The following is a 24,233-nucleotide window of genomic DNA, read 5'->3' as shown; positions in this document are numbered from 1 at the left end:
AAGGAGGATTAAAATGAGTAACCTTCCAATTCATGCAAAACTTAAAGTAAATAAGGATACCTTCTTCCTCCCCGACTCAAACGGGGGTGTCTATTTTCGAAATAATGCCAGTTCATTTCGTATGGACGGTGACGGAATTTATAACTGGATTGAAAAATTAATGCCTATGTTTAACGGTAATTATTCTTTAGCAGAAATAACAGATGGTCTCCCTCTTCCCTATCAAAATCGTGTACTTGAAATTGGAGAGATTTTATATACAAATGGATTTGTCCGTGATGTAAGTCAAGATGCACCTCATGAATTAAACAGCGTATTACTTGATAGATATGCTTCGCAAATTGAATTTTTAGAAGCAGATTCTCATTCAGGCGCTTTAAAATTCGAAACGTATCGCGCGGCAAATGTCCTTATAGTTGGTTCTGGAGATATGCTTACATCCTTAGTTTCTTCTTTATTAGAATCCGGATTACCTACCTTTCATTACCTTGTGACAGATTATGAGGATACGAATTACGAACGCATTTATGAGCTAATAGCACTTGCACATGAAGTAGATGATACTGTACTTGTTCAAGAAATAGATACAACAATTGATCGTCCCCTTCATGAAGTGTTCGAGCCTTTCGACTGGATTTTGTACGTTTCTCAAAATGGAGATATTGAAGGTCTAAGAACAGTTCATACGATTTGTAGAGAAATAGGAAAGAATTTCATACCAGCCGTCTGTTTATCAACACTTGGTATAGCTGGCCCTGTCGTAACAGCAAATCGTGAAGAATGCTGGGAGTCCGCATGGCATCGGCTACATGAAACAACTTTAAAAAATGAACATTCATCAGCATCATTTTCACCACTTCAATCTGCCATGTTAGCAAATATAATCGTATTTGAATTACTTAAGCATGTCGCTGATGATTCTTACCGAGAAAAAGAACCACAATTCTTTTTATTAAATTACGAAACACTCGAAGGAGCATGGCATCCTTTTATAAAACATCCTCTCGCAACTGATGAAAGTTTTACAATTGATACGATAGAAAATCTTTCTGAACAACTTGAGCATCGGTCCAACCAACATACCTCAACTGATTTATTCCGCTTTTTCGACTCATTAACTTCTAAAGAAGCTGGTTTATTCCATATATGGGATGAACAAGATTCTTATCAATTACCGTTATCACAATGCAATATTCAAGTAACTACTCCACTATCAGATGGTCCTGCTTCCCTCCTGCCTCTTATGACTTGTGGTGGTTTGACTCATAATGAAGCGCGCCGAGAAGCTGGTTTAGCAGGAATTGAAACATATGTAGCAGAAATTATGCACCGCCTTATTCCTGAACATAACGATATCGGTATTGGCGCTGGGGAAACAATGACAGAAGGTGTATACCGGGCGCTACAACAACATTTAAATAATAAATTGTATGAGCGGCAGTCACATATGCTAGAAGAAATTACGGCGGTCGACTTAACTGAAATTCATGATAAACATTGTAGATTTTATTACGATGCTCTCGCTACAATTCATGAAGCACCTAAAATAGCAGTAAGTGAAGAGATTCTCAGCTTTCCAGTCGTTTGGGTCGGTATAAATGATCGATGGTACGGTGCCTCTAATATTAATACGACGTTAGCGTTACGAAACGCACTACAACTATCACTTCTTCACATTCAAAATGAAGAGACTCCTTACAGAGCTAATATCTTGCCTGAATCCTCTATTATTTTATATGACACGGATTCTTTTAGATTAGAAATACAAGCGGAAGAAGAAATTCCAAGCACGCAATCTGTACAGCTTGCCTTGCAACATTTAGAAGAACATAATTTTTATCCATTCGTGTTTGATTTAGCAATTGAACCATTTTTGAAAGAAAACTTAGATGGTGTGTACGGGGTATTAATTGCAAAGGAGGATAGTCTATGACTCAAAATATATTACTTATAGGGGATGGCTTACTTGCAGACTATGTACACAATCAATTAAGCGAACAATTTTCCATCATTCGCCAACATACTATAACAGACGAACTCCCTGAAAATATTCAACTCGCTCTCGTATTACACGATGGTTCTCCTTCTGCTATTCATCATGATGCCGAGCTAATTTTTCGTTCCAATCAGATTCCGTGGCTACGCGGGTTTACTTCATTTGGTGAAGGTGTTATCGGTCCTTACATTCATCCTCTTGCAGCTGGATGTACACATTGTGCCGATGGACGACGCTTTATCGCTGGTTTTGATCAAAAAGAAATGTGGGAGCTACAACGAAAATACGCGGTAAAAGAAGATAACGTAACGAGGCGTGATGTATGTGCCACCCAAAATGGCATGTTACAAATGTGCCATCTTATTTGCGCAGAGACAGAAAAGATATTAGCTCATCGCCATTCTTCTTTAGAAAACGAACTCATTTTACTAAACTTACAAACACTGCAATGCACGCGGCATTCTTTTCTTCCAGATCCGCTCTGCCCTGTATGTAGCAATTTGCCTGACGATACGGCAGATGCAGCTATGATTTCATTACAACCGAGCTTAAAAACAAGTGATACAACATATCGCTGTCGTTCCATTCATGAACTAAACACATTTTTAACGAGAGACTATTTAGATTACCGCGTTGGTATGTTGAACGGAAAAATGCAGCATTCTTTATTACCGTTTGCTGACGTTATTATAAACATGCCATTAATGTTTGGAAATGAAGGTGTTGCAGGCCGAACTCTTTCATTTGCAATAAGTGAAGCAACTGCTATTTTAGAAGGTTTAGAAAGATATTGTGGTATGTCACCTCGAGGAAAAAAGACGAATGTGCATGGTAGTTTTCATGATTTAGAGGATTATGCACTGAATCCCCTCTCGCTCGGTGTACATACAAATGAACATTATAATCGTGATAGTTTCCCGTTTAAACCGTTTGATCCTGACTATGAACAAAATTGGGTATGGGGCTACTCTTTACTACAAAGTCAGCCAATTTTAGTTCCTGAATCAATCGCTTATTATAGCCTCGGTCATCGAGATGCTTACGTATACGAAACATCAAATGGATGTGCCATTGGTGGTAGTTTAGAAGAAGCAATTTTTCACGGCATTTTAGAAATTGTAGAGCGTGACGCCTTTTTGCTTACTTGGTATACGGAATTACCTCTTCCCCGCCTTGATCTTAGTTCAGCAAATGATACAGAATTACAATTAATGATTCAGCGACTATACACGATTACCGGCTATGAATTGCATGCTTTTAACGCAACGATGGAACACGGCATCCCAAGCTTATGGGTAATCGCAAAAAATACGCGTGAAAATGGAATGAACGTTGTTTGTGCTGGAGGCTCTCATTTGGACCCTGTCCGCGCTTTAAAGAGTGCCATTCACGAAATAGCAGGTATGTTACTAATAACAGACGATGAACTCGAACAAAAAAGAGAGCACTACGAAAACTGCTTGCAAGACCCTTATCTCGTAAATAAAATGGAAGACCATAGTATGCTGTACGGATTGAAAGAAGCGGAAGAACGTCTTCGCTTCCTTTTACGTGACGATGCCCCAGTGCAATCGTTCCAAGAAATGAATGCATTACAATCAGTTGATCTAGATTTAACATCCGATCTTCATCAACTTTTAAACCGTCTAGAGCAATCTGGACTTGAAGTAATCGTTGTAGATCAAACAGTACCTCTTATTGAAAAAAACGGATTACATTGTGTAAAAGTCATTATTCCAGGCATGCTACCGATGACGTTCGGCCATCATCTCACTCGGGTTACAGGACTGGATAGAGTGTATACCGTACCGATGACACTTGGATATAGCGCTGAGCCTTTAACGAATGAACAACTAAATCCACATCCGCACCCGTTTCCATAGTAAAGGAGGGGATTCTATGCAGCTGGATACTTTTTTACATCATCTCCATTTTTCTATCGATGAAATTATGCCGAACCATGAAGTGGACTGGAAAGATGCACCGCTTCCTTATAAATTATATCGAAATGTACCTGTCATCCCTCTCCCTTTAGAAATCCCATTATCTTTACCTAACTCTTCTACTACACCTACTTTGAAGGAGATTGGTCATTACCTTTGGTACTCATTTGGTTTAATACAATTATGTCAGCTAAATAGCGAGAAAATTTTATTCCGAAGATCTATCCCTTCAGGAGGCGCTTTATATCCAAATGAATTGTATATATATTTAAAGATTGACGATTATCCAGACGGCATTTACCATTACGACGCTGCGCATCACCGGCTTGTTTTACTTCGCGAAGGAAATTTCGATTCTTATCTTTCGGAAGCACTTGGCAATCGTTGTAACATACAGTCTTGTTTTGGCGCTGCATTCGTATCCACTATGTTTTGGAAAAACTATTTTAAATACAATAACTTTTCATATCGACTTCAAGGATTAGATAGTGGTGTCCTCATCGGACAATTACTGGAATGTGCCAAACAATTCGGCTACACAAATGGCGTATATTTTCAGTTTCTAGACCGTGCAATGAATCATTTACTCGGACTGTCAGAAGGAGAAGAAAGCGTGTATGCTGTTGTTCCTTTAAGTACAGAACCACAAACTGATTGGTTTCACAATGATTACCGTGAAAATAAAACAGTTACTTCTCATGAGTTGTTGCAGCAAATTCCACCGTTAGCACATGAACATTTCGTTCGCTCAAAACATGTAAATGAATATCCGATGATAACAAAAATAAACGATGCTTCTATGATCGAATCGACAGCGCACTTCCACACACTACATCATGAAGAGCAGTACCAACATCATGCACACGCCGTACAACTACCGAAAGTAGAGCGATTATCATACGATTTCTTACAACTTTGTAGACAACGGTATTCCCCCGATGCTGATTTTACTTTAACGAAATGGGATGCAGCCGAGCTCGCTACTTTACTACAAGAAGCGAGCCTCTGCTTCCCTTATTACAACGACCTTGACGGTAAGTATGTAAATGAAAATGCACGCGTCTCCTTATATGGGTGTTTTTATAACTTAAAAGATATAGAAAACGGTGCTTATTCATATAACAGTAAAATGCATTCCATACAACCACTTCGATATGGTGACCTTCGTTATCCCCTTCAATCTAGTATGACGATGGATAATGTAAACCTTTTTCAAGTACCGCTTTGCCTACATGTAGTTGGAAAGAAAGATTACTATACACATGCATTAAGCTATAGAGGATATCGTATTCACCAAATGGAAGCTGGCATACTCGTTCATAAACTCGTTTTCGCAGCGACCGCAATGGGAATGGCTGGGCATCCTTTACTTAGTTTTGATACAAATTCATGTGATCAGTTGTACGGGATAGATACTGGGAATGAAACGTCTCTCATTCAAATTCCCGTTGGGGCTTATCGGGCGCGGAATTGGTTAAAAGGGGATTTGCGTAATTAGAAGCACGCCGATGTACGGCGTGCTTTTTTTAAAGGACTTAATTTATAAAAAGCGAAATGAGTATATATTCTTACATAAAAGGAGCGTGTAACTTGGGTATTTTACAACGATTAATCCAGCAAGCAAAAAAGCCTCGTGGGACAATTGGTTCTTCCATGCTTTGTATTATGAACACTGCACATACGAGACTAACAAATTGGGCTTTACAGAAAGTACATATAAAGACAGATGCAGTCATATTAGATATTGGCTGTGGCGGAGGCAAAACAATACACACTCTTTCAAAACGAACTCCACTTGGGAAAATATATGGGATTGATTACGCCGATCAAGCTGTAAAAAATTCTAAACAGACGAATATAAAGGATGTTCAAAAACAAAAAGTCATTGTTCAACAAGCAAGCGTTTCTTCTATTCCCTATCATACAAACTTCTTCGATCTCATTACCGCTTTTCAAACGCACTACTTTTGGCCTGATGTGGAACAAGATATAAAAGAAGTATTTCGCGTCCTACAACCGAACGGATCCTTTTTATTAGTCGCTGAAACTTTCAAAATTCAATATCATATGGAGAAATGTAAAACAACTGAAGAATTAATAAACCTATTTTATAAAACAGGTTTTACAAACGTGAAATGCTACGAAGAAAGAGGATGCCTTTGTGTAATAGGAAACAAGTAAAAAAGCAGACCCTTTGAGGTCTGCTTTTTTACTATATTAACTTAAAAATACTCTTAATTTGTCTTGCGAATAACCAATTTTTCGTACCGTAGTTATCATTTAAACTATCTAAATTGATAGATTGTCCATTAGCAAACTTTAATTCTAGCGTTGTATTTTTATCATTTGTTTTTAAGTTACTATTTGTAATGTCATCATACTTTAATTTTTCAATTTCAATATATTCGTCTTTTTCTTGTCCGATCACGACATGGTCTTGGAAGAAGAACAATACTTCTACTTTCTTACCGAAACAAAATACATTTTTCGTATAAATTAATGTCGCATTATCAAGTCCAACGCATACTTCTTTCATCTCTTCAACAACGTTTCCAAAGTCTTCTTCATGTCTTGCGTTTGATTCAGCAATCCATTCTTCGATTGTTTTCATATTAATTGCCATACTGTGCCCCCTGGTTCGTTCATTGCTTTATTTTAAAATAAATACTATATGAAAATATAAGCGATAAGTACTATGTTTTCAAGGGCGAACGGTATATTCGAAATAAAGTGAAACTTTAATCAGAGGGGGTTTTCTTCATCCCCCTCTGATTATTAGCCCTCACCAATCTGGCTTTTACGGGCAGTTGATCCCCACCTAACTTCTTTGCTTTCGCTGGATTTTGAGGTGGGGGTCTTACTGCCCGTTAATGCGGGATAAAGTTAAATTTCAAAGTAATATACAAGTAGAATCTATTTCATTATATTTTAAACGTTTGAACGAGACATTCTTCATCATCGATTAACTGTGTTTTCTCATCAAACTCGATGTTTAACTCCCTATATACTTTCTTCCAAAAAGAAACAGCGGGCACATTTTTCACAAGTTCGATAACGAAATATTTTCCTCTTTTCTCTTTTAGTACATTCTCAATAACTCTTTTACCGATTCCTTTCCCCTTATACTGATTCAATATGAAAATGTCATTTATGCCAAAGTCATTTTCTTTTTTCAAGTATGGACGTTCCAGTAGTAATAAAAATCCTACAATATCATTATCACTTTTAATAAAATACGGAGTGATTCCGTCATTTTCCCAAAACATGTGCAAATCTTCGTATTCAAAAAATCCATTTGTCCCAATCGTTATATTAGGAGTAAATGAAGAGAGGTCATGAAGATATAGTGCGTACAAATTACGTAATATTTCTTTTTGTGATTCTTGAACTGTTTGAAGTGTTACAAACATTTTTAATGATCCCCTTCCCTATATGTAACTGTTTCTCCCTCTTTATTATTCGCTAGAAAAGTTTACCTACCTTTGCAAAAAAAATAGCACTTTAAAAGTGCTATTCCGCTCTCCTTGCCGCTTGCTGAATTGGATCCCAGACGCTGTTATATGGTGGTGCGTAACTTAAATCGACATCTTCTAAATCGTGAATGCTCATTTTATTGAAAAGCGCCATCGCAATCACATCAATCCGTTTATCTACACCTTCTTCTCCAATTACTTGTCCGCCTAATAATTGTTTCGTGTCAGAACGATATAGTAATTTCAAATAAAGTGGTTGCGCATTTGGATAATAGCCCGCCATATTTGTTGAATCTACTTTGACTGTTTTATACGGAATATGTAATCCTTTTGCCTCTTTTTCATTTAGCCCTGTTCTAGCAAGCGTCAAATCCATAAATTTAATAATACCTGTACCTAACGTACCTTTAAAGGCTCTTCGTTTATCAAGCATATTCAGTCCAGCAAGTCGCCCTTGTTTATTGGCAGTCGTTCCGAGCGGGATATGATCATGAATTTCCTTTATAACGTGGTAATGTGTTGCGCAATCACCAGCTGCATATACGTCCTGCACATTCGTTTGCATATATGCATTTACTTCAATTGCCCCTTTATGATTTGTACGTATATTTGTTCCTTCAAGAAAATCAGTATTTGGCTTTACTCCAACCGATACTAAAACAAGATCTGCTTTATACGTCCCTTTATCCGTTTCAATTTGTTCCACTCTTTCGTTCCCTTTAAATGCTTTTACATTTTCATTCGTTAAAATTTCAATATGATGTTTATCTGCTTCTTTATGTATATATTCAGCCATATCTGCATCATAAATCGTACCGATATGATCGTTTCTCTCAATCATTCTTACTTTCTTACCAAGTTCGACGAATGTTTCTGCCATCTCCAGTCCAATCGCACCGCCGCCGATAATAGTTACATCCTCAACTTTATTCGTTTCTAACGTTTTTAATATGCGCTCAGCATCCGGAATTGTTTTTAAAAGATGAACGCCTTGCAAATCTCGACCTTCCCATTCTGGCATAACAGGACGCACTCCAGTCGCAATTAATAAACGATCGTACGTAAATTCAAAAACTTCTTTCGTCTTCGTATGCTCTGCGTACACCATTTTCTTTTCCGTGTCTACTTTCGTTACTTCATGTCGTACTTTCGCATCAATTCCATATTTATCACGAAACGTCTTTACATTACGGGCGATTAATTTTTCCGTTGCAGCGATAGCACCACTAATGACATACGGCAATCCACACTGCGCGTACGAATAAATCTCACCTTTTTCTAACGTTACAACCTTTGCATTCTCATCGTTTCTAACAATTTGCATCGCTGCACTCATACCAGCTGCATCTCCGCCAATAATGACATAGTTCACTTTACCACTCCTTCTTTTTTTTACATACTCTTTACGCTTTCCATATTTTGTAGAAATAACACCTACTTCCATTGTAAAGAAATAATATTTCATCTACAAATTTGGTGCACAAACCTATACGTAAATAGGTAACCGTCGTGTCTTATAAACAACATGTTTAATATGCTATAACAGTTACTATTGAAAGTAGGTGAAACATACATGTGCGCCGGCCTTCTCGCCCAGCTTCCAGATGAACCGCAAGAACCAAAAGAACCGAAACCCGCCGTCTCCCTTGACCAAGAATTTTCCATTAATGCAACGATATACAGCGCTCGTGCTTGGTTATCTAACGATGATACTTTTGCGCAAGATATTTGGAAAGCTACCCAATTCGCTTCAGCATCACATGCTGGCAAGTCCATCTTTCCAGTCGGTTCTGTTAAAATTTTGAACTTTTCTGATGATACAATAACTGTTACTGCTTCACCAGATTCAGATCATGCACTCAAAATAGTCGTACCACCCCATTCCGAAGCAGCTCTAACGTCTGGTCCTTTATCACATATACAAGCTAGTACATCAGGAGGATCAAGTAAAGTCACATTTCTCTTTCACATCTTTTTCTCAAGGGATCCTGGTTCAGATAAATAACCATAGAAAAGGTACAGTTATGCACTGTACCTTTTTCACGTGTTTATTCTCTTGATTTGATGAGTTCAACATTATAAGTTTCAATATCTGTTAGCTTTCCTGAAAAATATGGATTTTCTCTATACCATGACTGTTTTGAGAAATATGATTGCATATCTTTCGTTTGAAACATATATCCATGTCTTGCGTATATTTCGTTTCTCGCTATTTTCAACTGTTCTTTCGATAAATATGCTAAGTCCGTACTCGTTAATTTTCGAATATCACTATCAGGAAAAATGAAGCCATTATATACATACCGAGTCGTAGGCGGCGGAGTAACATTGTAAACAACTGTTTTTTCTGTACTTTTCTTTTGGAATGGAAGATTATAAGACGATAGTAGCGTTACCGTTTCTACCTTCGTCGTTTCCCTTCCATTTTCTCCATTTCGTTCTAAATAAATCGTCGCACTTCCATCAGTCGCTACAGGCCCCCACGTAATTTCTTCTCCCGCTAGCGCTGTAACTGGTTTTTGATTCACGTACAATGTTGCACCAGGTGCGTTCGTTTGAACTGTAATATATTGACCTTGCAACGTTAAATCTACCGTTACGTTATTTTGGCTTTGTTTCATAAGTACAACCTTTTCTTCACGTGATAGTTTCACATTGTCATTTTTATATTCTGCTTGAAACACTTGAGCTCCTGGAAGAAACGGTCCATATTGCTTCTCAAACTTTTTGTCATCTGTTTTATCAATTTCTTTTCCGTTCATTTTTAAAGATGTATCTTTTTCATTTGTAAGCAGCGTCGTATAATACGTCTTCGCTTTCAATTTATACCGATCAAAGATAAAGAAATACTTTCCGTCTTTCGTTAATGAAAAGTCTGTTCTTTCAATTCCGTTCCCTTGTTTTTCACCTATCCTCAAATGTTCTTTCAATTCATTCACGTAAGATGGATTTTCTTTTATATATGAAAATAGAGGCTTTACACTCTCTCCATTTACAATAACTGACGGATCATCCGCCGTGACGATTTCAGCTAACTGCTCCCCGTCCCGCTCTTGTACAATAGTAATGATCCGATCTACTTGTGCCGACTGCTTATAATACGATGATCCGTACAAATACAGTCCAACAATTACTACTGCAAGTAATGTTAAAAGTGTAATGCCAACTTTTGTACCGCCGCTCATTTTCTTCTTTACGACAAGACGTTCTCTCTTCTGACCGCAGTTTTGACAAAATTGCACACCTTCTTCAAACTGAGTCCCGCACTTTGTACATACATTCATCCATTCAACCACCTTTTCTTTAGAGGCCAGTTAATCCCTGTGTAAAGGTTTGAATTATCGTTTGAATATAAGACCCAAACACAATAAACGTTGCAATTCCGTTTAAAACATTTGCTATTAGAAGCGTATAAATAAGATCTAATCCACCGTTATCTAGTTTTACTATAGCTACAATTACACTAATCCCCATATAAGTTGTAGCCACTCCTAATAATATTGGTAAAAAGAAGATTAATAAGAAGCTAAAAAGCAAAGAAAGTACTAATATAGCAATAGCCGGAGTCACTATCGTTCCCCATATACCGAATACGTCAAGAAACGAAAAAGATGTTTTCATCATCTTCCCACTGACAAAAATAATAAATCCGACAAATAAAGTTAAAATGAGTAAAAATAAAAAGACCTTTATAGACTCTCCAAAGAAAGAAGGCGTAGATACGTCTGGTGCAAACGTTCTTGTAACATTCGCTGCTGCGCTCATTATTCTATAAAAAATACATGCCCCTAAAAAACAAATAAGAACAAGACTTACAATTCCATTTCGCACTTCAACTTTGCCACTTTTCATAATAGCTGTCGGTGCTTGTAATGCGTGTTTAAAAAACTGAAAATAGCCACTTGCAAACCGCTTTGCTTGCTCTACCGTTTCATTTGGTCGAGTTTCCTTCGCCTCCGCTACGCGTGCTTGTTGCTCATCTTCTTCCTGCGCACCACTTGCTACTATTTCCTCCGTCAACGAATGCCCACAATTCCCGCAAAACTTTGCCTCTGCTGCATTTTCCGTCTGACACGCCGGACATTTCATTCTCGCATTCCCCCCTTAAGCAGATACCATATAGGGTGTTACAAATTCAATATATGACTTTGTACATAAAACATGACTACAAGAAAAAGATTATGAACTCCTTCTTTCAAAAGAAATATATGTGCTAGCAATCTTGAAAAATAATGCTATTATGAAACAGAACAAATAACATTTTTAACAGATTGGATGACTGGAAATGGAATTGGTAAACTCAATTTTTCAAATACTCCTTACAAGCGTAATCCAATTATTTTCTTTAATTGGCGTTATCATTGTAATTGGATTTCTATTAGGTTATTTAGAATCTCTCACGCGCATGTATTGGTCGAGAGCTTTCGGAAGAAAAGGATTCCTTTTAACAGCTTGGATCGGTGTTCCGATTCACGAACTTGGACATGCCATTATGTGTGTACTATTTCGTCATAAAATTGTAGCAACGCAGTTTTTCCCAACAGATACAAGTCAGGGCGCTTTAGGCTACGTACAACATCAATACAATCAAAAAAGTGTATATCAACGAATTGGGAACTTCTTCATTGGAATTGGGCCTATTATTTCCGGTATTACTGCATTAATCCTTTTAATGCGCTATTTCGTACCAAATTCATATTTTTTATTTAATACAACTCTCGAAAACACAATTGCTTCTACTTCTATTAATATAGAAATGGTTCAAAACATGCTCTTGTCAACGTTTGTATTATTGAAAAGCTTATTTACAATAAGTAATGTATTGAACCCTTCCTTTTGGCTATTTTTATTTATCGCCATTTGTATTTCTGCACATATCGCTTTAAGTAAACCGGATATTAAAGGATCAATAGACGGCGTTATCGTCATGTTTATCGTGTTATTTTTATTCAACATAATCGCAGTACTATTTCAGTACGACAGTAACCAGCTCATTGGAAAAGTGATGAAGTATAATATGTACCTCATCGCATTTTCTAGTGTGGCACTACTGTTCTCTTGTATTTCTACACTTGTTAGTTTTGGTTTTTATAAAATAAGAGGAGGGCGTTCGTTTTGAACGCCCTCCTCTCCTCAATTATTCCCCTTATAATCACAATGCTCAACCGGCACACGAGCATGTCCATCCTCATCCGTACACCACGACTGTGATTGAAAGGCAAGAAAGATACCAATCCATTCTTCTTCCTTTTCGAAGTGAATGAGTATGCCTCCGTCTTGCCATATACCATTATCGCCTTTCCATTTCTCTACATTCCCTTGATTCATGTGAATATCGTGTATACCGTTTCCTGGTTCAAAATGAAAATAAGAATCAGGTGTATGTTCTTCTGGTCCCCATCTTTCACCGAACGCGTAAATAATCGCTTTTTCTTCTATCGCTCGTTTTATATAACGTGCTATTTTCTCATTTAAATCATTATCTACCCCGGCTTTTTCAGCAGGTAAAGGAATCATTTGCTTCGAATCAAATAAATTACCTCTTACATAATCTAAAGCTACTTCCGGCTCATTGTTTTTTATTTCGGTAAAACCAAATGACAATGTCGGTAAAATATGAATTGCTTCTAACCGGATATCGTTACTCGCAAAATATAAAACTTCTGATGGATAACTTTGCGACTTTACGTTAATTGCAATACGATAATCTACTCCTGCTTCGCCTTGTAAATGAACTTGATAATGAGGTGTTTTCCCTTTTCCAATCTTTGATTGTATAACTGTACCTTTTAACACACCGTAGTTTTTTAGGGTCATACATTTCATCTCCTATTCATTTAGTAGAAGCTTTATATACTTAAGGCATTATCCATATAAAAAGAAAATCCTCCTTTCTCAGGAGGATTTCTTATTTTCTCAACATATACCAAACAATAACCTCTACCACTACGAGCAACACCGCCCCAAAAATCATTAACGTCGTCTTCTTTAATAGTTCATTTTCACGATACGGGATGTTACATAAATACGCACCTAATGTAATACGTGACGGGCAAGCGATTGTCGCTACTGATGATGCGGTGTTTTGCAGAGTTGTGACGTATTGCCACGGGAGTGCTACGTTTTGCGCCGTTTGCATTTGTAGTTTTATGAACATCGCATTGGATCCTGCGTTACTACCTGTTAAAAAGCCACCAATCCCGCCAATAAACGGAGCAACGAAAACAAAAAACGTTCCAAATGTTTCACCAGCTGTTTTTGCCAGTAATGAATGCATGCCAGAAGCACCCATTAGTTCTGAAATGGCGATAAACATTGTCGTCGTAATCGCAAAAGGAATCCATTGTTTTATCGTTTGCGAGATTGATTGTTTAATAATATAAGATGGTATACGGAAAAAAATAATAGTAAATAAACAAGTCATACCGAGCCAAAATCCTGGTGAATATAGCATTTCTAGCTTGTAAGAGTATGTTTTCAAATCAAGGACTGCATATGATCTGAACAAATCATGTAATGCTGGTACGAGGCGAGAAAGCAAAATACAAACGGTTAAAAATATATAAGGGCTAATAATTTTTATAATAGATACTTCTCTTTCCGTTGCAGCAGCATGTTCTGTCATTAGACTTTGTTCATTTTTCCCTTTTAATTTAATGATAAGAAAGCCAAATGTAATTGTAACGATAGAACTTAATATACCTGCTAGTTCAACACTTACGTATGCATTAGAAAGGTAGATTCCGAGAGAGAATAATAGAAAGAAACCGAATCCTTCTTTCCACTTTTCAATCACGGCCTGCCAGCCACCAACAACGTGTAAAGACAGAATGACGAAATAGGCAAACATCGGAATGCTTAATAGTGCTGTATTTGTGCCAAGTGTTGTAAGCGGCATGTTTATAAGCTGCGAACCGATAATCGTACCAGTCGCCATTGCGCCCCATGAACTAGCTAGTAAACCGATAAATGAGAGCAGTACAGCTTGAAATGGTTTATAGCCTAACGAAAGAAAGATAGGTGCTGCAACCATGAAGCCGATACCGAATCCACTTACTGATTCAATTAGCGGACAAATACCAAAACACATCAGCAGCATTTGTAATAAACGATCATGCGTCACTTCTTCTAGAAAACGTGCTACTTGATCGATGTACCCCATTTTGTTCATGAGGTGAAATAAAAAAATACCGAAAAACAAAACGTAACCGACAATAAAACAAATTAACGAACCTTTAATCGTTGCGTGCACAGTTTCACTTATCCCTAGTTGAAACGTTGGTGAGAGTAAAACGATTCCAACAGACACAACGTAAGCAATTAAAGAGGACCGTAATGACGTTTGTTTAAATAAAAATAAACAAATGAAAATCATCATAATTGGGATAAGTGCCAACAATATGGCCATGTTATCATCTCTTTTCATTAAAAATACAATTTTTAACTATTATATAACAGATGTCATAATTTTCAATTGTTTTTACAACAGATTAAAAAAAGGAGCCAAATGACTCCTTTTCATCCCCATTTTCTATTATCCTGAAAAACGTTCTGCTGCCTGATTATTTTGTCTAACACAACAAACACAATATAAGCACATATGACTTGCAATACAACATTTCCAAATTTCATTAATTCAAATGAATGGATCCACCTGAATAATTCATTTAATAATACAATTGAAACGATACTAAATAGTTCTATACTAATCGAAAATATACATATTTCTAAAATAGATTGCTCTTGAATACGATTTAAGTTGGAAAAGATGAATACATATCCTAAAAATAAAGCCATCAATTCTATGTTCGTCATGCTAATGAGCCAAGCGTATAGTGGTACAGTTAAAAGCAGATATAGTAGTTTCCGTCTTAGCATGCTTTCTCACCCTCTAAATTATATGTATTTTCTGTATATTTTAACATTTATTACGTAAAACAAAAAGAAGAGACTTATGCCTCTTCTTTTTGTTTTGTTGCCTGTATTAATTCACATATTTCTTCTCGTTTTTCATTTTCTAACAGCTCAATAACTTTACTTCCAACGACAACTCCGTCACATATTGTAATCATTTCTTCTACATGTTCCTTCGTTGAAATACCGAACCCTGCCGCTACCGGTAAATGCGTATGTGATTTTACTTTTTCTAAGTAACTATGAATCTCCTCTTTAAAGTTTTGACGTACTCCTGTTACACCCGCTACTGTAACGGCGTAGACGAATCCTTCTGATTCACTCGTAATTTTTTCGATTCGCTCAATTGGGCTCGTAACGGTAACGAGTGGAATTAAAGCGATATTCGCCTCTCGAAGGAGCGGTGCAATAATGTCTTGTTCTTCATACGGTAAATCTGGAACGATGATACCGTCTACACCTGCTTCTAAGCATCTCTCAATGAATCGTTCTTTTCCGAATGCGAGTACTGGATTTAAATATGTCATGAGTACAAATGGAATTTGTACTTCTTTCCTTACCTCTATTAATGCTTGAAAAATACCTTTTACTGTTACACCGCTATCTAGCGCTCGTTTCCCTGCTCTTTGAATTGTTGGACCGTCTGCGACTGGATCTGAGAACGGGATGCCAATTTCAACGATGCTTGCTCCTGCTTCGTCTAAAAAACGAATTCTTTCTTTTAATTTTTCAAGACCACCATCTCCGCCCATTACGTACGGAATAAATGCTTTCTTACCATTTTCAAACGCTGCTTTAATTCTTTCTACTCCCATTTTCTACACCTCTTCCATATAACGTTTTATACTCTCTACATCTTTATCACCGCGGCCAGATAAGCAAATGACAAGCCCTTCGTCTTTCTTCATTTGAGGTGCTAGTTTTAAAGCGTATGCGACAGCATGTGAGCTTTCTAACGCCGGAATAATTCCTTCTTTTTTCGTTAACAATTGAAATGCTTCTAACGCTTCTTCATCTGTAATGGAATGATAAGAAACGCGGCCAATATCTTTTAGCAAGCTATGTTCTGGTCCAACACCTGGATAATCTAGCCCTGCTGAAATAGAATGAGCTTCTTGAATTTGTCCTTCTTCATTCTGCAGAAGATACATCATCGATCCGTGTAAAACACCGACGCTTCCTTTCGTTAAAGTGGCTGCATGTTTTTCTGTATGGATGCCTTTTCCAGCTGCTTCTACGCCGTAAAGAGCGACTTCTTCATCGTGTACGAACGGATAAAACATACCCATCGCATTACTACCACCACCAATACAAGCAACGACTGCTTCTGGTAATTTCCCTTCTAACGCTTCATATTGTTTTTTCGTTTCTTTCCCAATTACACTTTGAAAATCACGAACAATTTGCGGGAATGGATGTGGTCCGAGAACGGATCCCATAATGTAGTGCGTATCGTGCACGTGTGAAACCCAGTAGCGAAGCGCCTCGTTCACTGCATCTTTTAATGTGCCGCTACCTGCCGCTACACTTTCTACTTTCGCTCCGAGTAATTCCATTCGGAACACGTTTAATTTTTGACGTCTTACATCTTCTTCTCCCATAAAGATGACGCATTCTAAACCGAGAAGGGCACATACAGTAGCAGTTGCGACTCCGTGTTGTCCAGCTCCTGTTTCAGCGACAACTTTTTTCTTGCCCATTCGCACCGCAAGAAGCGCCTGACCAATTGTATTGTTAATTTTATGAGCTCCTGTATGATTCAAATCTTCACGTTTTAAATAAATCTTTGCACCTCCGCAATACTTCGTCATATTCTCAGCGAAATAAAGCGGTGTTTCTCTTCCGACGTACGTTTTTAAATAATGATTTAATTCCTTTTGAAATGCTTCATCTTCCATCGCCTCTTTATACGCTTCTTCTAGTTCTAATACAGATTGCATTAACGTTTCTGGAACGTATCGTCCTCCGTATATACCGTAGTGACCTTTTTCATCTGGATATGCGTAGTTCATTTAGAACACTCCTTCGCTTTTATAATAAATTGTTTTATTTTCTTTAGATCTTTCTTTCCTTCTGTCTCTACTCCGCTACTTACATCGACCATATATGGCTGAATCGTTCGAATCGCTTCTTCTATATTAAGAGCGTTTAATCCACCAGCTAATATCGTTTTCTCTCGCAATTCTTTTGGCATATGTGTGAGTAACTCCCATGAAAATGTCTTTCCATTTCCTCCGTGAAACTTTTCTTTCGGGCTATCAAACAATATATAATCAGTTTCATATGTTTGAGCGTTTTTCATATCATCCTCTGAAGTTACTCCGATTGATTTTATAGACGGAATATTCAATCTTCTAATTTGATGATTATCTTCATCACCATGTAATTGCACATGCGTTAACCCGCATTCATCTGCAATTTTCTGGATACCTTCTACTGATTCATTTACGAAAACACCGATTTTTAATACGTTTGCTGGCATCTCCTGAATGATTTCTTTCGCTAGCCTTGGAGTGATTTCCCTCTTACTTTCTGCAAAAACAAATCCGAGTGCATCAGCTCCGTATTCACAAGCATGTTTTGCCGTTTCCATATCAGTGATCCCGCAAATTTTCACTTTCATATGTTCACCTTACAATCTTCAAAAAAGGTACGAATAGAAGATGATGTCATAAGCGCTTCCCCAACTAATACACCTTTCGCTCCTGCTCGTTTGACACGAATAATATCTTCCTTTGAATGAATCCCGCTCTCACTAATCCAAAGTAATTTCTCCTCATTTAATCTTTTTCCAAGCTCTTCTGTTTGGCTTAAATCGACTTCGAATGTTTTTAAGTTACGATTGTTAATACCGATAACGTGCGGATTTAATTGAATTGCAATTTCTAATTCCTGTTCATCATGAACTTCAACAATTGCTTCTAATCCTTTTTCTAGTACGTAGTTATACAGCTCTTGTAACTTCTCTTTCGTTAACGCCGCTACAATTAATAAAATAATATCTGCACCGGCTTCATACGCCCTATCAATTTGAATTTTATCGATTATGAAATCTTTGCATAAAAGCGGAATGTTACTTTCTTCTCTCGCCATTTGCAAATCATGAAACGATCCTTTAAAAAATTGACCGTCTGTTAAAACAGAAACTGCTCCTGCGCCGCATTCTTCATATGTTTTCACTTGTTTCCGTACATCAACGTGTAAATTGATATCTCCTTTTGATGGTGATGCTCGCTTTACTTCTGCAATGACAGTAAACTGCTGTAACGCTTCTACAAGAGAATGTGTCTTTCTACTTTCTTCTATTGGTGTATACGTTTCATATAATGCCGCAACTTCTTTTTTCTTTTGGTCTACAATTTCATCTAAAATCGTCCTCACTTTAATTCACCCTTTCTAATTTCTCATTACTTGCTGCAATTAATAAGTTTAGTTTGGCTAATGCTTTTCCAGAGTCAATACTATGTGCTGCTAGTGTAATTCCTTCTTCAATCGTTTCTGCTTTTCCATTTGCGAAAAGGGCTAGACCTGCATTGAATAACACTGTATCACGGTAAACGCTCTTTTCTCCGCTCAATACTCCGAGCGTAATCTTTGCATTTTCTTTTGAATTCCCGCCCCTAATCTCTTCATTTTTCACTATTTTAAAACCGTATTTCTCAGGTTCAATACTCGTTTCTACTATTTCATTACCTTTCAAAATGACAACGTGATTTTCTCCTTGTAATGATGCTTCATCTAAAAAACCACTTCCGTTTACGACAAGCGCTTGTTTTCTTCCTAGTTTCTGTAATACTTGCGCAACTGGTAGTAACATATCTCGTTTATAAATACCAACAAATTGTGTTTCTAGATTAACTGGATTCGTTAACGGTCCAATTAGGTTAAAGATCGTCGGCACGTTCAATTCTTTTCTTATTTTCATAATGCGCCTTAATGCTGGATGCATCGCTGGTGCGAATAAAAATGCGATTCCGACATGCTCTAATAAATAATCAATTTCGCTTGGCGTACTGCTAATATTTACACCGAGTTCTTCTAATAAATCTGCACTTCCTGTTTTACTAGATACAGCACGATTACCATGTTTTGCAACCTTTACGCCAGCTCCTGCCAGTACAAATGCTGACGTTGTACTAATATTAAACGTTTGGGCACCGTCACCACCCGTTCCGCAATTGTCCATTGCTCCTTGTATATGGTTCGAAAACGGTAATGCCTTTTCGCGAAGTGCTCGAACGAGGCCGTATATTTCTTCTGCTGTTTCACCTTTCGCTTTCAGTAAGACTAAGAAAGCTGCAATTTCACTTTCCAATATGTTTTCATGTAATAAAAGAAACCCTGCTCTATACATTTCCTCTTCTGTTAAATGTTGTCCCTCCACTAATTTACGAAGATAGTTATTCATACTCTTTCCTCCTCTTTCACTTCGCCTAAAAAGGCACGTATTAACTTTCCGCCTTCTTCTGTTGCGATTGATTCCGGATGAAACTGTAATCCGAATAGCGGATAATAATTGTGACGAACTGCCATAATTTCTCCATCGTCCATCGCTGTCGCTAGTATGTCAAAACACTCTGGCAAACTCGTTTGTGCCGCAACAAGGGAATGGTAGCGCATCGCTGTTAGCGGCTGTGTCACGTACGAAAAGATTGACGTCCCGTTATGTTTCACACGAGATGTTTTTCCATGTTTAATGCGCTCCGCTCTAACAATTTCTCCTCCAAATGCTGATATAATCGCCTGATGTCCGAGGCAAATACCTAATATGGGAACGTTCTTATAAAAATGGCGAATCACTTCGATACAAATGCCAGCATCCTTTGGTTTTCCTGGTCCTGGTGAAAGCACAATTCCTGTTGGATTCATCCCTTCTAGCTGTTCTATCGTTATTTGATCATTTCTTACGACTACAATATCTTCTTCGTATTCACCTAACAGTTGATACAAGTTATAAGTGAATGAATCATAATTATCAATTAGTACAATCATTTCATTACCTCCAATAGCGCTCTCGCTTTATTTAACGTTTCTTCATATTCAGCTACTGGGTCTGAATCATAAACAATGCCCGCTCCTGCCTGAACGTATGCTTTTTCATCCTTGACGACCATCGTTCGAATGGCGAGCGCCATATCAAGATTCCCTGAAAAACTAACGTATCCAACTGCACCTGCGTATACATTTCTTTTTTCATTCTCTAGCTCATTTATAATTTCCATCGCTCTAATTTTCGGAGCGCCTGACACTGTTCCTGCTGGTAGGCAATACGCTAATGCATCAAATCCACTCATTTGTTTTCGCAATGTTCCGTAAACTTCAGATACAATGTGCATAACGTGAGAGTATTTTTCTACTTTCATATATTTATCTATCGTCACGGATCCAATTTCACTTACTCTGCCAATATCATTTCGCCCAAGATCTACAAGCATCATGTGCTCCGCTCGTTCTTTCTCATCTTCTAACAGTTCTTTTTCGATTTCCGCATCTTCCTGCTTCGTTTTCCCTCTCGGCCTTGTACCGGCAATTGGATTCGTCATCACTTTATCCTCTCTTACCGTTAACAAACTTTCCGGCGAAGAACCGAGTACAACATAATCTTGAAAATCAATATAGAACATATATGGTGACGGGTTGGCAATTCGAAGTTTTCGGTATAACGCGAATGGATCACCAATACATTCACTTTGCAAACGCTGGGATAATACGACTTGGAATATGTCCCCGGCCCGAATATGTTCTTTCGCCGTTTCTACCATCTCGCAAAATTCTTTTTCTGTTATAGAAGAAGTGAATGATAATGTTGATTTGATTTCAGTTACTCTCGCTTCTTCTCCCTGTAACACTTGCTCTTTATATACTTGCAATCTTTCATATACTTCTTCATAAGAAGCTGTATCATCTTCCCTGCATACATATACAAATGATAATTTTTGGCGTAAGTGGTCATACACAATAAACTCACGGTACAGTAATAGGTGTACTTCTGGAATATTCAATGGATCGTGTAAATCTGCTCCAATGTTTTCATATTGCCGAATAACATCATACCCAATATAACCAACTGCTCCTCCGCAAAACGGAAATGGACTGCCTACTTGAGCTGACGCGATTTCTTCTTCTAATACTTCTAGTACATTACCTTGTAACTTTTCTGTTTGGTCGTAAATCGTTCGTTCCACTTCCGTACCAATGCTTTTCACTTCACCATATGGATTATAGCCTAAGTAAGAATAACGTCCTTTATCTTGATGAAGCTGCGAACTTTCTAATAAAAACTTTTTCTTTCCTTTCATACGTCTATATAAAGAAATTGGCGTAATGCTATCTCCTTCTTCTTCAGCGATTACTAAAAATGCTCTTCCCTGCTCTTTTTGCTTCATAAATTCCTCTTTTGTCATCATGCCTTTCACCTCAATCTGAAAAATAAAAAAGTCCCCTACATATCGAAAATATGTAGAGGACGATAAATTTACCGTGGTACCACCTCATGTTGGACGCAATAGCATCCCGCTTTATTCAGGTACAAAATATATACCTTATCCTTGTAACGGCGGAACCCGGGTTGCCTACTGAAAATAATTGTTCAGCATACCTCTCGTAAGCCCATTCCGTATATGGCACCGCACCGGGCTCCCACCTATCCCCGGCTCTCTGTAACGTCTCCAATATACGTACTCTTCTTACTTCAACGATTTCATTTATTTAATTTTTTGTACACAAAAAGGGAGTACTCATCCTATAGAAAGGACGGGTACTCCCGTGGTGCCACCTTAATTCGTTACAAATGTAACGCACTTTACCGTATCAAAAACAATACGTGTCTCTTATATCGATGAGATCATGTCGCCAAAGCCTACTTCTTTCGTTTCGGTTTGGAAGCTCCGAAGCCCATTCCACATTAATCCCATACTGATTCGCACCAACCATCAGCTCTCTGACATGTTCATCATGTGTACTCTTCTTCATCAACGCTTGCATTTTTTTAAGTTGCACTCATTATAGACTTAACTTTTTTCATAAGTCAATACTTTTTAAAAAAATTTATTTTTCTCTCCTTTCAATATTATATTGACAAAACAACCTCTTTTTATGTAAATATAATAAATACTCTATTAAAAATAAGGTTTTTTGTATGAATATTATATATTAAAAAAGTAAAATAACATCAAAAAACGCTTACATTTCTGAAAATTCATATTTCTATATGGATTTTTCAGAATAATCATGATAGATTATAAATATGCATAACGCATCAAAAGACATGACAAAAGAAAGGGGAACTACATGAGTACGCAGATGTTAATTTTAACTTCTATCTCTATTTACATGCTCGGGATGCTAATTATCGGCTATTTCGCTTATAAACAAACATCCAACTTAACAGATTATATGCTTGGCGGGCGTACACTAGGCCCCGCAGTAACAGCATTAAGTGCTGGAGCAGCTGATATGAGTGGTTGGCTTTTAATGGGCTTACCCGGTGCAATGTTTAGCGTTGGATTAAGTAGTAGTTGGATTGCGATCGGCCTAACATTAGGCGCATACGCAAACTGGATCTATGTCGCTCCTCGCTTACGTACCTACTCTGAAATTGCAAACAACTCTATTACTATCCCAGAATTTTTGGAACACCGTTTCCACGACAAATCCCATATGCTACGCCTAGTATCTGGACTTGTTATTATGATATTTTTCACGTTTTATGTAGCTTCAGGATTTGTCTCTGGCGCTGTATTATTCGAGAATTCATTTGGACTCAATTACCATGTTGGTCTTCTTATCGTTGGTGGAGTTGTTGTAGCTTACACATTATTTGGTGGATTTTTAGCTGTAAGTTGGACAGACTTCGTGCAAGGAATCATTATGGTAGTCGCTCTTATTCTTGTTCCAGTCGTAACAATTATGCACGTAAATGGACTTGGGCCAGCATTTGAAACAATTAAATCTATTGATCCGGCATTATTAGATATTTTTAAAGGCACTTCTGTATTAGGAATTATTTCATTATTCGCATGGGGCCTTGGTTATGTTGGACAACCACATATTATCGTACGCTTTATGGCGATTTCTTCTGTAAAAGAAATTAAAAGCGCACGACGTATTGGTATGAGCTGGATGATTTTCTCTGTTGCTGGAGCTATGTTTACTGGCCTTATCGGTATTGCGTACTATTCAAAAGCAGGTTTAAAACTTTCTGACCCAGAAACAATTTTCGTTGAACTTGGCACTATTTTATTCCATCCACTTATTACTGGATTTTTATTAGCAGCTATTTTAGCAGCGGTTATGAGTACAATTTCATCTCAGTTACTCGTTACTTCGAGTGCTATAACAGAAGATTTATACCGTACATTCTTTAAACGTTCTGCTTCTGATAAAGAACTTGTATTTGTCGGTCGTATGTCTGTTCTTGCTATCGCTTTAATTGGATGTGCATTAGCACTTAAACAAAATGATACGATTTTAGCTCTTGTTGGATACGCTTGGGCTGGATTTGGTTCTTCATTCGGACCTGCTATTTTATTGAGCTTATATTGGAAACGTATGACGAAGTGGGGCGCGCTTGCTGGTATGATTTCTGGTGCCGCTACAGTAATTATTTGGACTCAATTCAAATTCTTAAAAGAATTCTTATATGAAATGATTCCTGGTTTCACTATTAGTTTACTAGTAATCGTAATTGTTAGTTTACTAACACAACCTTCAAAAGAAGTTGAAGAGCAATTTGAGAATTTCGAAAAACAACATAGTCATAATCTATAAAGGGAAAGCTCTGCTGTTATCGTATCAGCAGAGCTTTCTTTATATCAAAGTTCGACAATCTTCTGCTCGAATTTAACAATTTCTTTATGTTTCGTTAAATTAAACATAACACTACTCCTTTATAGTAGTACTATCAGC

Annotated in this window: 22 protein-coding genes and 2 other annotated features; of the genes, 7 read left to right on the top strand and 15 right to left on the bottom strand. The window is 37.5% G+C overall.

What is annotated here, in order from left to right; translation table 11 throughout:
- Positions 1–13 precede the first annotated feature (13 nt).
- The 4 genes from ACUXEY_RS04545 (at position 14) to ACUXEY_RS04530 (ending at position 6,120) form a co-directional block, all read left to right on the top strand.
- The gene (locus ACUXEY_RS04545; protein WP_429600679.1) at positions 14–1,933 is read left to right on the top strand and encodes a putative thiazole-containing bacteriocin maturation protein; all 1,920 of its coding nucleotides are present in this window, start codon (positions 14–16) and stop codon (positions 1,931–1,933) included.
- Complete coding sequence (locus ACUXEY_RS04540) at positions 1,930–3,879, top strand: TOMM precursor leader peptide-binding protein (protein ID WP_461300187.1); 1,950 nt, start codon at positions 1,930–1,932, stop codon at positions 3,877–3,879. The genes ACUXEY_RS04545 and ACUXEY_RS04540 overlap by 4 nt, the downstream gene beginning before the upstream one ends.
- A 16-nt stretch (positions 3,880–3,895) precedes the next feature.
- The gene (locus tag ACUXEY_RS04535; protein ID WP_461300186.1) at positions 3,896–5,437 is read left to right on the top strand and encodes a SagB family peptide dehydrogenase; all 1,542 of its coding nucleotides are present in this window, start codon (positions 3,896–3,898) and stop codon (positions 5,435–5,437) included.
- A 92-nt stretch (positions 5,438–5,529) separates the two neighbouring features.
- Positions 5,530–6,120, top strand: coding sequence for a class I SAM-dependent methyltransferase (locus tag ACUXEY_RS04530; RefSeq protein ID WP_166704220.1), 591 nt, complete (start codon positions 5,530–5,532; stop codon positions 6,118–6,120).
- A 31-nt stretch (positions 6,121–6,151) separates the two neighbouring features.
- Here ACUXEY_RS04530 and ACUXEY_RS04525 read toward each other — a convergent pair whose 3' ends face one another.
- From ACUXEY_RS04525 to ACUXEY_RS04515, 3 genes are all read right to left on the bottom strand, one after another.
- Complete coding sequence (locus tag ACUXEY_RS04525) at positions 6,152–6,562, bottom strand: DUF3908 family protein (protein WP_166704219.1); 411 nt, start codon at positions 6,560–6,562, stop codon at positions 6,152–6,154.
- Positions 6,563–6,860: 298 nt separating this feature from the next.
- Positions 6,861–7,349: a GNAT family N-acetyltransferase gene (locus ACUXEY_RS04520; RefSeq protein ID WP_461300185.1), complete on the bottom strand. Its 489-nt coding sequence runs from the start codon at positions 7,347–7,349 to the stop codon at positions 6,861–6,863.
- A 100-nt stretch (positions 7,350–7,449) separates the two neighbouring features.
- A complete protein-coding gene (locus ACUXEY_RS04515; RefSeq protein ID WP_461300184.1) occupies positions 7,450–8,784 on the bottom strand; it encodes a CoA-disulfide reductase in 1,335 nt (444 codons plus the stop codon).
- 201 nt (positions 8,785–8,985) lie between these two features.
- On the opposite strand from ACUXEY_RS04515, the gene ACUXEY_RS04510 reads away from it, so the two are divergent.
- Positions 8,986–9,417, top strand: a complete 432-nt coding sequence (locus ACUXEY_RS04510) for a hypothetical protein (protein WP_166704216.1) — start codon at positions 8,986–8,988, stop codon at positions 9,415–9,417.
- Positions 9,418–9,460: 43 nt separating this feature from the next.
- On the opposite strand, the gene ACUXEY_RS04505 is transcribed toward ACUXEY_RS04510, so the two are convergent.
- Together ACUXEY_RS04505 and ACUXEY_RS04500 are read right to left on the bottom strand one after the other, a co-directional pair.
- Positions 9,461–10,696 (bottom strand): TcaA 3rd/4th domain-containing protein, encoded by a 1,236-nt coding sequence (locus ACUXEY_RS04505; protein ID WP_461300183.1) that lies wholly within the window; start codon positions 10,694–10,696, stop codon positions 9,461–9,463.
- Positions 10,697–10,715: 19 nt separating this feature from the next.
- Positions 10,716–11,501 (bottom strand): zinc ribbon domain-containing protein, encoded by a 786-nt coding sequence (locus tag ACUXEY_RS04500; RefSeq protein WP_282895641.1) that lies wholly within the window; start codon positions 11,499–11,501, stop codon positions 10,716–10,718.
- Between the two features lie 196 nt (positions 11,502–11,697).
- On the opposite strand from ACUXEY_RS04500, the gene ACUXEY_RS04495 reads away from it, so the two are divergent.
- Positions 11,698–12,531 carry a hypothetical protein gene (locus tag ACUXEY_RS04495; RefSeq protein WP_461300182.1) on the top strand — a complete coding sequence of 278 codons (834 nt, stop codon included), beginning with the start codon at positions 11,698–11,700 and terminating at the stop codon, positions 12,529–12,531.
- 14 nt (positions 12,532–12,545) lie between these two features.
- On the opposite strand, the gene ACUXEY_RS04490 is transcribed toward ACUXEY_RS04495, so the two are convergent.
- The 10 genes from ACUXEY_RS04490 to trpE form a co-directional block, all read right to left on the bottom strand.
- Entirely contained in the window at positions 12,546–13,229 is a 684-nt protein-coding gene (locus tag ACUXEY_RS04490; protein WP_461300181.1) for a DUF2278 family protein, read from the bottom strand.
- Positions 13,230–13,320: 91 nt separating this feature from the next.
- A complete protein-coding gene (locus ACUXEY_RS04485) occupies positions 13,321–14,820 on the bottom strand; it encodes an L-lactate permease (protein WP_461300180.1) in 1,500 nt (499 codons plus the stop codon).
- A 110-nt stretch (positions 14,821–14,930) separates the two neighbouring features.
- Entirely contained in the window at positions 14,931–15,290 is a 360-nt protein-coding gene (locus ACUXEY_RS04480) for a DUF4029 domain-containing protein (protein ID WP_166704208.1), read from the bottom strand.
- 74 nt (positions 15,291–15,364) lie between these two features.
- Entirely contained in the window at positions 15,365–16,141 is a 777-nt protein-coding gene (trpA, locus tag ACUXEY_RS04475) for a tryptophan synthase subunit alpha (protein WP_461300179.1), read from the bottom strand.
- Positions 16,142–16,144: 3 nt separating this feature from the next.
- Complete coding sequence (gene trpB / locus ACUXEY_RS04470) at positions 16,145–17,338, bottom strand: tryptophan synthase subunit beta (RefSeq protein WP_461300178.1); 1,194 nt, start codon at positions 17,336–17,338, stop codon at positions 16,145–16,147.
- On the bottom strand, positions 17,335–17,949 hold the full coding sequence (locus tag ACUXEY_RS04465) for a phosphoribosylanthranilate isomerase (protein ID WP_461300177.1): 615 nt from the start codon (positions 17,947–17,949) through the stop codon (positions 17,335–17,337). The genes trpB and ACUXEY_RS04465 overlap by 4 nt, the downstream gene beginning before the upstream one ends.
- Positions 17,946–18,707 (bottom strand): indole-3-glycerol phosphate synthase TrpC, encoded by a 762-nt coding sequence (trpC, locus tag ACUXEY_RS04460; RefSeq protein WP_461300176.1) that lies wholly within the window; start codon positions 18,705–18,707, stop codon positions 17,946–17,948. The genes ACUXEY_RS04465 and trpC overlap by 4 nt, the downstream gene beginning before the upstream one ends.
- A 1-nt stretch (position 18,708) precedes the next feature.
- Positions 18,709–19,734 carry an anthranilate phosphoribosyltransferase gene (trpD, locus tag ACUXEY_RS04455; RefSeq protein WP_461300175.1) on the bottom strand — a complete coding sequence of 342 codons (1,026 nt, stop codon included), beginning with the start codon at positions 19,732–19,734 and terminating at the stop codon, positions 18,709–18,711.
- A complete protein-coding gene (locus ACUXEY_RS04450) occupies positions 19,731–20,318 on the bottom strand; it encodes an aminodeoxychorismate/anthranilate synthase component II (RefSeq protein ID WP_461300174.1) in 588 nt (195 codons plus the stop codon). Before ACUXEY_RS04450 ends, trpD begins: the two co-directional genes overlap by 4 nt.
- Positions 20,315–21,733 carry an anthranilate synthase component I gene (trpE, locus tag ACUXEY_RS04445; RefSeq protein ID WP_461300173.1) on the bottom strand — a complete coding sequence of 473 codons (1,419 nt, stop codon included), beginning with the start codon at positions 21,731–21,733 and terminating at the stop codon, positions 20,315–20,317. The genes ACUXEY_RS04450 and trpE overlap by 4 nt, the downstream gene beginning before the upstream one ends.
- Positions 21,734–21,785: 52 nt before the next feature.
- Positions 21,786–22,030: a binding site (T-box leader), on the bottom strand.
- A 42-nt stretch (positions 22,031–22,072) separates the two neighbouring features.
- Positions 22,073–22,310: a binding site (T-box leader), on the bottom strand.
- Between the two features lie 306 nt (positions 22,311–22,616).
- On the opposite strand from trpE, the gene putP reads away from it, so the two are divergent.
- Positions 22,617–24,095, top strand: a complete 1,479-nt coding sequence (gene putP / locus ACUXEY_RS04440; protein WP_144613597.1) for a sodium/proline symporter PutP — start codon at positions 22,617–22,619, stop codon at positions 24,093–24,095.
- Positions 24,096–24,233 lie beyond the last annotated feature (138 nt).

This window comes from Bacillus sp. F9_6S_D1_P_5 (assembly GCF_054823925.1).
The sequence above is the reverse complement of the archived record's forward strand: the minus strand, read 5'-3'. Positions and strand labels throughout refer to the sequence as shown.